The organism is Neisseria sp. HMSC068C04 (assembly GCF_001810105.1).
Classification (GTDB): Bacteria; Pseudomonadota; Gammaproteobacteria; order Burkholderiales; family Neisseriaceae; genus Neisseria; species Neisseria flavescens_B.
This window is the reverse complement of sequence record NZ_KV799965.1, coordinates 52,733-64,091: the sequence shown is the minus strand read 5'-3', so window position 1 is coordinate 64,091 and position 11,359 is coordinate 52,733. Positions and strand designations below refer to the sequence as shown.

Below are 11,359 nucleotides of genomic sequence, written 5' to 3'. Positions count from 1 at the left end.
CTGATGGAACGCAATATATAAGGCCGTCTGAAAAAATGTTCAGACGGCCTTGTTCTATCTATAAACGTTCTGCTTACTTCGGCAATACCAAAAAGCTAATCAGCAACTCTTTAAATACGAATCCAAACACACCCAAGCCCAAAACCAAGAAGAGCATGGCAATGCCGAATTTGCCGGCTTTGGATTCTTTACCCAAGTTCCAAACGATAAAGCCCAAAAAGATAATCAGGCCGCTCAGTAGGATTTTCATTGCCCATGAGGCAAATTCTGCTTCAGTCATATTTTTTCCTTGTATGATTCAGATGTGTGTTCATAAACTTCAGACGGCCTTATCGCAACAGGCCGTCTGAAATATCTTTTTTAAACTTATTTGTTCAAGACTTGTTTCAAATCTTCAATCAAATCGTCAACGTATTCCAAGCCGACAGACAGGCGCACCAATCCTGGGCGGATATTGGCGGCAAGTTTTTCTTCAGGCTGCATACGGCCGTGAGTCGTTGTCCACGGGTGGGTGATGGTTGAGCGCACGTCGCCAAGGTTGGCAGTGCGGGAAAAGAGTTCTACGCCATCCACGATTTTCCATGCGGCTTCCTGATCGGCGACTTCAAAACCGATGACGATGCCGCCACCGTTTTGCTGTTTACGGATCAATTCGGCTTGCGGATGGTCAGGCAAACCGGTGTAGTACACGGCTTGGACTTGCGGCTGTTGTTGCAGCCATTGGGCGATTTTTAACGCATTATCAAACTGTTTTTCCATACGCAGCGACAGGGTTTCCACGCCGCTCAACAGCTGCCATGCGTTAAACGGAGACATCGCCAAACCGCAAGAGTTGCAATATACGGCAACTTGCGTCATCAGCTCTTCCGAACCGGCCAATACGCCGCCCATCACGCGGCCGTGTCCGTCGATGGCTTTGGTTGCAGAAGAAACAGAAATATCTGCACCGTGTTTCAAAGGCTGCGAACCGGCTGGCGACAAGAGGCTGTTGTCCACCACCAAAAGCGCGCCGATGCTGTGTGCCAGTTCGGCCAAAGCTTCCAAGTCGGCAACTTCGCCCAAAGGGTTGGACGGGGTTTCCAAGAAAAACAGTTTGGTATTGGGCTTGATTGCCGCTTTCCATTCATCTACATCAACCGGCGATACATGGCTGACCTCGATGCCGAACTTAGTTACGATGTTATTGATAAAACCGACAGTCGTACCAAACAGGCTGCGGCTGGAAATAACATGATCACCGGCTTTCAAGAAGGTAAAAAACGCTGCCTGAATCGCAGACATACCGGTCGAAGTGGCCACTGCGCGCTCTGCACCCTCCAATGCGGCAATGCGTTTTTCAAAGGCGGCAGTAGTCGGATTGGCCGTACGGGTATAAGTAAAACCTTTGATTTTTTTAGAAAACAAATCAGCCGCATGTTGGGCGTTTTCCCACATGAAGCTGCTGGTCAAAAACAGAGCCTGATTGTGTTCATAATATTCGGTTTGCTCTTTGCCACTACGGATGGCAAGCGTTTGAGGATGAAGTTTTTTGCTCATTTGTTTTTCAATCTACTGTATGTTGCGAAGGGCGCAGTAAACAATACGCCTGTTTAATTTGTTAACATTTTGCGCTTATTCCTGTCATCTTTCAAGCAGGAGGCCGTCTGAACGATTATTGATAAACCTGTCCGCCGTGCTTCAGCCAACCGTCTTCATGATGGCCTGCCGGATCATGATGCGTCCAATGGATAACGCCGCCCTGCTCCGACCATTCATATTCGCCGTAAAACGCTACTTTATCACCTTTTTTCAAGCCTTTGATTTTATCGGCCAAATCGATATTATGCGCCACCAAAAGCGTTTGACCGCTGGAAAGCTTCAAGATAAAGCGCTGATGGCGCGTGCCTTTGTTGTCATCCGGCAGGGTTTTCCATACCGTGCCCTCGCCCTCAACCTGAATATCGCTTTGCTCGTTTTCAAACGCCTGTTTCAAAACCGCTTCGGCTGATTCTTTACCCGAACCGATTTGCTGCTGAGCAGTATCGGCATTCTTTTTACCCGCATTATTTTGTTTTTGAACAGCTTCTATTTTCTGCTGATTCTGCGATTGTAGCGGCTGCTTGTTTTGCATTTTGTTATAGGCAAATACGGCAACCAAAGCAATCAGCAATACAATGATTTTATTTTTATTCATAACAATCTCAAAAAAAATGCCCGATTCTGCATCGGGCATATCAACTATTTAGAAAGGATATTTATCACGAAAACGTGAGCCGCTATTATACACGCTTCGTAAAATTTTAAGGGAAATTTACGCCAAAGGCCGTCTGAAATTTTTCAGACGGCCTAGATACTCAACGGCGGTATTTCATTTCAGTCTTCATATCGTCCAAAATACGTTTGACGTTGTGTTCCAATACATCTTCCACCAAGCCCGGCGCCTGCTCGTTCAGCATTTGCTGCAACTGGTAAGTGAACAAGGCCATTTGTTTTTGTACGGCAATCCGAATCATGCCGTTGACCGCATCGGCCACATGGGGGCGTAAACGCTTAATCAGACGCTCGGTCAACTCTTTTTCAGAAACGCAGAATACTTCCCGACGGCCGATCGCTTGCGGGTTCAATACATTGATATGGACATTGATGGCCGGTTCTTGTTCAAGGCCGTCTGAAGCCGCCTCTTCAGCCGCTTCCGCATCATCATTTTCCGGTTTCTCAGTTTCTTCCACTTCAGGCACATCAAAATCTACCGCACCTGATTTCGGATTCAGTCTGACGGTACGCGTTGATTCGATATGACGCTCTGAAGCCGCAGCCTGCAACGCAGATTGCGCGCTCAACCAGTTGTCCTGCAAAACTACCATCGCATCGGTTTCCACTGCTTCGCCCTCGTCAGCAAGGGCAGTATTGTGTTCCAGCTGCCAACGGTACAAATACTCTTCCAGCACTTTTTCACGATTGTCAGCATCCAACTTATATTCTTTTTTAGGTGCGGTTTTAGGCGCAGCTTCGACAGCTTCGTCCGATTTTTTGACCAATGGTGCATGAGTCGGCGCAGTATTAAATTGTCGTGCCTGACGCAATCTTTCCAAGCGTTTTTCCCAATTCAGGTCTTCTTCCTCGAGGGCTGTGGGGTCAAGACGGTTGTTTTCCATAATAATCTCGTTTTTTCATTTTTATTGTGAACCACATTCAAGCCTAAAATCACTTGAAATACGGCCGATGGTTGGACATATCCGGCAAGCCGGCGCAAGCGTCACATTTTAATATTAATTCGCTATATAATCACTATTTTATTTAATACCCAAGGATACATCATGAGCAGCATCGAACAACGCCTCGAATATCTGGAAGAGGCCAACGACGCTTTGCGTATGCAAAACCACGTCCTCGCCACCGCACTCAAAGGCCTTATCCGCTCCCTGCCCTCCGACATGGCCAACGATGCCGTAGAATCCATCCAGCTTGCCTTTGAAGATGCGTTGGCGGAATTGAGCTACGAAGACAGCCCACACACCGACCTCTTCCATGACGTAACCTACGCATTTTTCCGAGAAAAAGACCACTGATTTCGGCTAGCATGTTCGCAAAATTATGCTAAACTAAGATTCTATCCGTTAACATTTTATTAAGAAAGCACATATCATGAACATGAAAAAATGGCTGGCCACTACCCTCGCTTGTTCCGCTCTTGCCCTGACTGCCTGCGGCGGTCAAAGCAACAATGCCTCTGCTCCTGCCGATAAAGTGTACCGTGTCGGCTCCAATGCCGAGTTTGCCCCATTTGAATCTTTGGATTCTGCAGGCAAAGTGGAAGGTTTTGATGTTGACTTGATGAACGCCATGGCTAAAGCCGGTAACTTCAAAGTCGAATTCAAACACCAGCCATGGGAAAGCCTCTTCCCTTCTCTGAACAACGGCGACGTGGACATCGTTATGTCCGGCGTAACCATCACTGACGATCGCAAACAAAGCATGCTCTTCAGCGATCCATACTTTGAAATCACCCAAGTTGTCCTCGTTCCAAAAGGCAAAAAAGTGGCCTCTTCCGAAGACCTGAAAAACATGGCCAAAGTCGGCGTGGTAACCGGCTACACCGGCGACTTTTCCGTTTCCAAACTCTTGGGCAACGACAATCCGAAAATCGCCCGCTTTGAAAGCGTTCCCCTGATTATTAAAGAATTGGAAAACGGCGGTCTGGATTCCGTAGTCAGCGACAGCGCCGTCATTGCCAACTATGTAAAAAACAACCCGACCAAAGGCTTGGATTTCATCTCCCTGCCTGACTTCACCATCGAGAACTACGGTATCGCCGCACGCAAAGGCGACGAAGCAACCATCAAAATGTTGAACGATGCGCTGAAAAAAGTACGCGAAAGTGGCGAATACGACAAAATTTACGCCAAATACTTTGCTAAAGAAGGCGAAAAAGCCGAAGCAGCCAAATAATTCGGTATGACTTCTTAAATTTAAGGCCGTCTGAAAATTTTTCAGACGGCCTTTAATCTGTTTAACTCAATTAAACGCAAGCGTCCCCTATAATCCGCTTGTTTTTTATCCTTCAAATGAAAGATACGCCATGATCAAACCCGTTATCCTCAGCCTCGCTGCCGCAACTGCTTTGGTCGCCTGCTCCGCTTCTGAAAAACAAGAATCTCCTAGCATCGGCGTGGCCAATCCGGCTTCCGAATTCTGCGTCAAACAAGGCGGCAAATCCGAAATCAAAAAAGACAGAGACGGTGGCGAATACGGCGTGTGCCACTTGCCTGACGGTACTGTTGTCGAAGAATGGGAATATTTCCGTCAACACAACAAATAATTGCTTAATTACATAAAAGGCCGTCTGAACCCAAGTTTCAGACGGCCTTTTCTTTTAAACAGCGATTATTTCACTTCCAATTTGGTTACGCCGCCCATATACGGTTGCAACGCAGCAGGAACATTAATGCTGCCGTCGGCGTTTTGATGGTTTTCTAAAACCGCCACCAAAGTACGGCCGACTGCCAAGCCTGAGCCGTTCAAAGTATGTACCAAACGGTTTTTACCGTTTTCATCTTTGAAACGCGCTTTCATGCGGCGAGCTTGGAAATCTTCGCAGTTGGAGCAGCTGGAAATTTCGCGGTAAGTATTTTGCGCAGGAACCCAAACTTCCAAGTCGTAGGTTTTGGTTGCGCCGAAGCCCATGTCGCCGGTACACAAAGTGATCACACGGTAGGGCAGTTCCAACGCTTTCAAGATATTTTCAGCATGACCGACCATTTCTTCCAGCGCTTCGTATGATTTTTCCGGATGAACGATTTGCACCATTTCCACTTTGTCGAATTGGTGTTGGCGAATTAGACCGCGCACGTCTTTACCGTATGCGCCCGCTTCGGAACGGAAACATGGGGAATGCGCAGTTAATTTCAACGGCAAATCGCTGCCGGCCACAATGCTGTCGGCAACAGTATTAGTCAGCGTCACTTCTGCGGTCGGAATCAGATATTGCGTTTTCTTGCTCTCATCACCGCCGCGGGTAACGTGAAACAAATCTTCTGCAAATTTAGGCAGTTGGCCTGTGCCTTGCAGGGTCAGGTCGTCCACAATGTAAGGCGTGTAATGTTCGGTATAGCCGTGTTTCAGCGTGTGCGTGTCCAGCATGAACTGAGCCAAAGCGCGATGCAGACGGGCAATTTGGCCTTTCATCACAGTAAAGCGCGCGCCTGACAGTTTCGCACCGCCTTCAAAATCCAAGCCCAAAGGCTCGCCCAAATCAACATGGTCTTTGATTTCAAAGTCAAATTCGCGCGGCGTGCCGACTTTGCGGACCTCAACGTTTTCCGTTTCATCTTTACCCGCAGGTACGCTTTCGTGCGGCAGGTTCGGAATGGTCAACAACCATGCGTCCAATTCTTTCTGAACAGCATCCAAATCAGCGGCAGCCTGCTCCAAATCCACTTTGATTTGAGCAACCTGATCCATTGCAGCTTGAGCCTCTTCGTGTTTGCCTTGGCCTTTCAACGCGCCGATTTGTTTGGAAATACTGTTGCGTAAAGCCTGCAACTCTTCTGTTTTCACTTGAACGGCTTTGCGTTGCTCTTCCAAAGCGTTAAAACGCGCGGTATCAAACTCGTAACCGCGGGCGGCCAAACGTTCGGCAACTGCGGCGGTATTGCTGCGGAGCAATTGGATGTCTAACATTGTTTTCTCTCGTTAAGATTCAGAATGGCATTATTGTAAACCAATTTAAAGATATTTTCACAGCGATACATGTCAACGATCTCTGCCGCTAATTAATTATAGAACAATCATTTCGCATAGCTTATCCACGCTTAATACTTTCAAATAGTTAAACTTGAATTGCATAATCCGTATATGCCATAATTCCTTAATATTCATTAACAACACGGGTAAAAAATCAATTCAAGCAATATCTCTCAACAAAACAAGTAAATTGTAAAACTAGTTATAACCTACCTTGTTGCCGAAAATCCATTTTCAGCAGACAAATTTGTCTTACTACTCAACCTACTGTCATCACATTAAAATAAAGCAGCAATTCAAAAGGGATATATATGGCTACCTATTTCATTTCACGTCATCAAGGTGCGATTGAATGGATAAAGCAACAGCCGCAATGGCAAATAGATATCTTTACAACACATCTAGATACAGCACAAATTCAAGCAGGCGATGTGGTTCTAGGAACCCTCCCCTTACACTTAGCCGCAGAAGTATGCAAACGCGGCGCAAAATTTTATTTTTTAATTTTGCCGCAAAATTGTGACGAACGCGGTAACGAACATACTGCTGCGGCCATGTCTGTAGCAGGCGCAACGTTAGAACGATTTGAAGTCACAAAAATTACCGAATAAATATCCCCAAACCATTCAAAAATATCAACTTGAATACACAAGATATTATTTTAAAATTACCATACTATTACTTGGAGGAGTCTTCCATGTCCAAAACCATCATTGCCCTAAGCACTGCCGAACAACTTGCCTCTACTATTCCCGATTGGCAACAATACAATATTCAATCAGAAAACGTGCCTGATCACTTATCCCGTTTTCAGACGGCCGACTGCATTTTGTGCTTACCGGATACTCCCGCGTCATTCTTAGTAGCTGCATGGAAGCGTTTCCCCCAAAGCCGTCTTTTCATCGCACAAGACCCTCAACAATGGTTGGACGGACAAACACGACAACCTATCGATCTTAAACACGCGTTGTCCTCTTTCGTACAATCCGAAAAAAAACAACAGGACGCAGCCTCTCCCTCTACCAAAAAACAAACCAATCAGCCAAACAATCCGTCTGAAGGTATGGAGGACGGTGCACTGCTATTTGAAATTTTCAAAATTACCTCATGGGGCTTAGACAGCAAAGACAACCAAGAAAAAGTAAAAGAACTCCTTTACCTCGCCGCGCAACGCAGTAAAGAATTGGCAAACCGTGCCCAACAATGTAAAAAACAGGGAGAACGTGCCCGTCTACTGGCGCAGGACTTGGAAACTCTGTTCAAAAAAGGCGACCAGACAGCCCTAAAGGCTTGGTTTGATGAGCAACAAGCACTTCCCAACTTAAGCCAACGCATCAAAAAGCACTTATCCATCACACTGAGCAAACTCAATAAGCAAAAAGACAAGAAAAAAAATTTCGTCCACACACAAGACTGCGCAGTACAAACGCCCCAATTTAGCAAACACCACCCCAACAGCCTGCGCCACCTTCCTGTAAATGCCGACTGGGAAATCGTCATTGACGAAACAGGTAAAGAATTTGAACATGCAGAAAGTTTATCCATAAACGACCACAGCTTAGGCCGATACGTTGCACTGGTCATTCCGAAAGGAAAAGCCAAACTGGACAAACTGCCAGAAACATTCCACGCAGCGGAAGAAAAACCCGAACTGCTGGATAAAGTCATCAACAACATTCTCTCGCAACCGGTAGGCGTACTGGGTATCACAGCCAAAGATCCGCTTTCCTTCAACCGCCCGCGCTGGTTTAGCGGTGTTTACCGTCTGTTGCAACTTACTTTACGCCTGTTGCCCCTGCCTAACGAAGGCGACAAAAAAGTGAGTGTCTTTATTGAACAACGCGGCGACTTCAACTCCGCGATCGATTTACAGATTTTAAAACATTTACTGCAAAGCGAATTACAAAGCATAAATGAAACACGTTTCAGCCAACTGACTTTATCTCTAGAAATCGTCCCCAAAGGCGAACATCCCTATCTTGCCCATGTGGACGCACTGGCACACTGCTGGGGGGGCTCCTCTGCCAAAAAACGTCTGGCTAATGCCAAATTCAAAGGGCATTGTTTCCTTACGCCCGAGAGCGGCGAATTAGAACGCATCTACGCCGCACTGGATGGCAAAACAGCCTTGTCGCCGCAAGAGTGGTTCAAAGCAGTCTGCTGCCTGTCAGACGAACCAGAACACAGCCTATTGCGAGAAGCCATGCAACAACTCGGCTCACGTTGCAAAACGCAGCCTGAAATTTGGCAAAACTATTTACAAACAGTCCGCCTCCGCCTGAACGAAAAAGATTACCGTCCACAAGACCTGGACGAAATCTTAGGTTGGCTGCAAACCTACGCCCCGGCAGAAAACAAACTGCCGCCACTATTACAACTACGTTTTCAAGCAGCCCGACTTGCGGCCGACAACCACCAAGGCAGGATGCGCATGGAAGCCGTGCAAAACCTGCTTGACCTCGGCAACGCCCTGAAGCAGGAAGCCGCTCCGGAAGTCGCGCAGGTATATAACCGCCTGGCCGTAGCCGCCACCAACATATACGAATTCGACTACGCCAAACAAATTTTAGAATACGCGCTCACCCTGTCTGAAATGGCTGTCGGACGACAACAATACGGCAGGTTGCAATCAGGTATGGGTCAGGTATACGCCTTTTTGGGAGAACACCAAACCGCCGCATCCTTCTTCGACCAAGCGGTCGAAACATTTAAAAAATTATCCGATCCGGCCGCAGCGCAAAAAGACATTTGTCAAACCAGCCTGTACCAACTGCACAATGCATTGGACGCAGGAGAAGAATGGGAAAATATACAGCCGCTTGCCACATCCGTTTTCGGAAACGACTTAGACAAAGCCGCCAAAAAATTCTCAGTCAGCCCGGATGACCGTTTTACCCACCATACGTTATTGCGCCTGTTTGCCGCCTATCCGCAGCAAACCGCATCCGCGCAAAAAACCTATTTAAACAACGAAGCAGGCTGGCAGAGCGACGCAGGACACCCATGGCAGCTTATCCAGCTATGGCGCGGCTGGCTGGCACACTTTGCAGGCAACGACTATATCGCCTCAGAAGCTTTTAACCTTGCCCTAAATGAAGAATCAGACGGCCTGACCCTGAAATGGATTGCACTGGTAACAGCCGTTTTGGCAGAAAAACTCGGCTTAGGCAAATCCTGCCCTTACCCCATTGCCGCCGAAGCCGCCTGCCTGCAAGCACAGCTTCCCCAAGCGCCGCATGCAGCCCTGCAAGCCCTGCAACAAAGTGAAGCCGAGGCAGAAAAGCTACTTGCCGCATTAAAAGCCTGTTTGCCGTTTAACTTCAAATAAAAGAAACATACCGGCGCGGCAAACCTTTTTCAGGCCGTCTGAAACCCTCAAGCAAAGCGAAACCATATGTCACAGATCCAACACTACTTCATCATCCTCTCCGAACACAATATCGCCGAATACCGCGCCTGCCTACACCTGCAGCCCCAAAACGTCCACCTCATCGTCACCGACTGGGTGGCCGGAAAAAACGCGCATACCCGTTTCAAAAACACACTGGAGCAAAGCGAGCAATTTCACGGCAAAATCCATGAACTCGGTTTACAAAGCGGCGGCAAGCTCTTCGGCGAACGAACCGAAGAAATCCAAAATTGGCTGAATACCGTCTTCAAAGCCTACTGCGCCGAACACCGCATTGCAAACAACGCCATACTCAACATCACAGGCGGCACAAAAATCCTGTCCCAAATGCTTGCCGCCCAGACAGGCATATGGCAGGAGCTGCACTATCAAGCCTTCCAACGCAGCAGCAACCAAATCCACATAGACCGCCTCAATCCCGACAACCTGGCATTTCTAGGCGAAATCGTCCTGCCCAACCGATTTTCCCTGCGTGACGGCTTAAAACTCTACGCCGACGAAATCAAAAAACACAGCCCCAACCCCATTGCCAAACATCCCGACAGCCTACCCCTTGCCCAAATGCGTTTTGATGCCCAAAGCATGGAGCAGCCTAAAAACGGCAACCTATTTCCCGCCATCGTCGGCGTATTGGAAGAAGCATGGAAAAAAAATCCCGAAGACCAAAAAGAAATCCTGCTCGAATGGCAAGAGTTCGGGCTTGCACAACCTGACGAACTCAAACCCTTCCTTGAAAAGCTGATCAACCTGATTGACCCGCAAGACCGCATCCGCCTGGACGAAAAAGGACTGATCCTGCCCGCCAAATACAACAAAAACCTTAACTACTGGAAAAAATGGATAAGCGGCGACTGGTTTGAACAACTCATTTACACATGGTTTAAAGAAAACGGCGTAAAAGACGAAGAACTGGAGACAGGCTTGCAACTGATACAAGGAGAAAGTCAGGGCAACGAAACCGACATTTTGCTGTTCCGTAAAAACCAACTGATTTTTTGCGAACTCAAATCCGATTTAAGCTCCGAAAGCAAGCTGGCAGACCCACTAAGGCAAGTGATCGACCAAAGCCTCAACATGGGCAAAGTACGCCGCGTCCTGATTTTGTCGCCCAAAATCCAAAATGATTACCAAAAAGAAGAACGTAAAAAACAACAATGGACGGAATTCGAGCGCAACTGCGCCGCCAAAAACATCCAAATCATCATCGCCCGCGACAAAGAAGCGCTGAAAGCCCTGACAAGCTGACATCGAAGTCTCTTGACCATGGAAACGTCGTCTGAAAACGTTAAAAAACATTGTGAAATGCAAAGCAGACGGCTATAATCCGCAATACAAGTTTTCCGACGGATAGCGAAAAGTCTGTCTTTCGGCTGCTCTTTTCAGTTAACATTTCGTTAATTAATGTCTTTGTTTGTTAAGAGAAAATGCTAACGTTTCTTAACTATGCAGAGCTTTGAAAATAATGAGATTTTTTAATTGAGTGCAGTCGGAAGACTTGCCCCACTAATCGGGGATTAAGACTGCATTTCTTAGTTTCCATCTTCTTCCCCTTTCGTCGGAAGACTTGCCCCACTAATCGGGGATTAAGACTGGTTGTTTGTTTGGTTTGTACCTTGCATGGCCTCGTCGGAAGACTTGCCCCACTAATCGGGGATTAAGACACAACGGTGTGGGAGCTACCCTCTTCGGACAGGAGTCGGAAGACTTGCCCCACTAATCGGGGATTAA

The 11,359-nt window shown here is 47.3% G+C and carries 11 protein-coding genes and 1 CRISPR repeat array; of the genes, 6 read left to right on the top strand and 5 right to left on the bottom strand.

The window, feature by feature from the left end:
- Positions 1-73: 73 nt before the first annotated feature.
- The 4 genes from HMPREF2700_RS07080 to HMPREF2700_RS07065 form a co-directional block, all read right to left on the bottom strand.
- The gene (locus HMPREF2700_RS07080; RefSeq protein ID WP_003680520.1) at positions 74-280 is read right to left on the bottom strand and encodes a DUF2788 domain-containing protein; all 207 of its coding nucleotides are present in this window, start codon (positions 278-280) and stop codon (positions 74-76) included.
- Positions 281-366: 86 nt separating this feature from the next.
- A complete protein-coding gene (gene metZ, locus HMPREF2700_RS07075) occupies positions 367-1,536 on the bottom strand; it encodes an O-succinylhomoserine sulfhydrylase (protein WP_070591207.1) in 1,170 nt (389 codons plus the stop codon).
- A 115-nt stretch (positions 1,537-1,651) separates the two neighbouring features.
- Positions 1,652-2,212 (bottom strand): DUF3465 domain-containing protein, encoded by a 561-nt coding sequence (locus HMPREF2700_RS07070; protein WP_070591205.1) that lies wholly within the window; start codon positions 2,210-2,212, stop codon positions 1,652-1,654.
- Between the two features lie 121 nt (positions 2,213-2,333).
- Positions 2,334-3,134 carry a hypothetical protein gene (locus tag HMPREF2700_RS07065; RefSeq protein ID WP_070591203.1) on the bottom strand — a complete coding sequence of 267 codons (801 nt, stop codon included), beginning with the start codon at positions 3,132-3,134 and terminating at the stop codon, positions 2,334-2,336.
- A 162-nt stretch (positions 3,135-3,296) separates the two neighbouring features.
- Here HMPREF2700_RS07065 and HMPREF2700_RS07060 point away from each other — a divergent pair, with 162 nt between their 5' ends.
- From HMPREF2700_RS07060 to HMPREF2700_RS07050, 3 genes are all read left to right on the top strand, one after another.
- Positions 3,297-3,548: an NGO1151 family protein gene (locus tag HMPREF2700_RS07060; RefSeq protein WP_003680526.1), complete on the top strand. Its 252-nt coding sequence runs from the start codon at positions 3,297-3,299 to the stop codon at positions 3,546-3,548.
- A 76-nt stretch (positions 3,549-3,624) separates the two neighbouring features.
- Positions 3,625-4,428, top strand: coding sequence for a basic amino acid ABC transporter substrate-binding protein (locus HMPREF2700_RS07055; RefSeq protein WP_070591201.1), 804 nt, complete (start codon positions 3,625-3,627; stop codon positions 4,426-4,428).
- A 130-nt stretch (positions 4,429-4,558) separates the two neighbouring features.
- Positions 4,559-4,798, top strand: a complete 240-nt coding sequence (locus HMPREF2700_RS07050; protein ID WP_070591199.1) for a putative hemolysin — start codon at positions 4,559-4,561, stop codon at positions 4,796-4,798.
- 65 nt (positions 4,799-4,863) lie between these two features.
- Here HMPREF2700_RS07050 and serS read toward each other — a convergent pair whose 3' ends face one another.
- Positions 4,864-6,159 carry a serine--tRNA ligase gene (gene serS, locus HMPREF2700_RS07045; RefSeq protein ID WP_070591198.1) on the bottom strand — a complete coding sequence of 432 codons (1,296 nt, stop codon included), beginning with the start codon at positions 6,157-6,159 and terminating at the stop codon, positions 4,864-4,866.
- A gap of 374 nt (positions 6,160-6,533) precedes the next feature.
- Between serS and csx16 the strand changes: the two genes are divergently transcribed.
- The 3 genes from csx16 (at position 6,534) to HMPREF2700_RS07030 (ending at position 10,876) form a co-directional block, all read left to right on the top strand.
- Positions 6,534-6,833: a CRISPR-associated protein Csx16 gene (gene csx16 / locus HMPREF2700_RS07040; protein WP_070591197.1), complete on the top strand. Its 300-nt coding sequence runs from the start codon at positions 6,534-6,536 to the stop codon at positions 6,831-6,833.
- An 86-nt stretch (positions 6,834-6,919) separates the two neighbouring features.
- On the top strand, positions 6,920-9,550 hold the full coding sequence (locus HMPREF2700_RS07035) for a hypothetical protein (RefSeq protein WP_070591195.1): 2,631 nt from the start codon (positions 6,920-6,922) through the stop codon (positions 9,548-9,550).
- A gap of 66 nt (positions 9,551-9,616) precedes the next feature.
- Positions 9,617-10,876 carry a hypothetical protein gene (locus tag HMPREF2700_RS07030; RefSeq protein WP_070591193.1) on the top strand — a complete coding sequence of 420 codons (1,260 nt, stop codon included), beginning with the start codon at positions 9,617-9,619 and terminating at the stop codon, positions 10,874-10,876.
- Positions 10,877-11,116: 240 nt separating this feature from the next.
- A CRISPR array of direct repeats spans positions 11,117-11,359; the repeat unit is 33 nt; unit sequence GTCGGAAGACTTGCCCCACTAATCGGGGATTAA.

Excerpts from the sequence above, each read along its gene's own strand:
- HMPREF2700_RS07060 (WP_003680526.1), top strand. The coding sequence starts at position 3,297 with ATGAGCAGCATCGAACAACGCCTCGAATATCTGGAAGAGGCCAACGAC.
- HMPREF2700_RS07030 (WP_070591193.1), top strand. The coding sequence starts at position 9,617 with ATGTCACAGATCCAACACTACTTCATCATCCTCTCCGAACACAATATC.
- HMPREF2700_RS07070 (WP_070591205.1), bottom strand. The coding sequence starts at position 2,212 with ATGCCCGATGCAGAATCGGGCATTTTTTTTGAGATTGTTATGAATAAA.
- HMPREF2700_RS07065 (WP_070591203.1), bottom strand. The coding sequence starts at position 3,134 with ATGGAAAACAACCGTCTTGACCCCACAGCCCTCGAGGAAGAAGACCTG.
- HMPREF2700_RS07035 (WP_070591195.1), top strand. The coding sequence starts at position 6,920 with ATGTCCAAAACCATCATTGCCCTAAGCACTGCCGAACAACTTGCCTCT.
- metZ (WP_070591207.1), bottom strand. The coding sequence starts at position 1,536 with ATGAGCAAAAAACTTCATCCTCAAACGCTTGCCATCCGTAGTGGCAAA.
- csx16 (WP_070591197.1), top strand. The coding sequence starts at position 6,534 with ATGGCTACCTATTTCATTTCACGTCATCAAGGTGCGATTGAATGGATA.
- HMPREF2700_RS07050 (WP_070591199.1), top strand. The coding sequence starts at position 4,559 with ATGATCAAACCCGTTATCCTCAGCCTCGCTGCCGCAACTGCTTTGGTC.
- HMPREF2700_RS07080 (WP_003680520.1), bottom strand. The coding sequence starts at position 280 with ATGACTGAAGCAGAATTTGCCTCATGGGCAATGAAAATCCTACTGAGC.
- HMPREF2700_RS07055 (WP_070591201.1), top strand. The coding sequence starts at position 3,625 with ATGAACATGAAAAAATGGCTGGCCACTACCCTCGCTTGTTCCGCTCTT.
- serS (WP_070591198.1), bottom strand. The coding sequence starts at position 6,159 with ATGTTAGACATCCAATTGCTCCGCAGCAATACCGCCGCAGTTGCCGAA.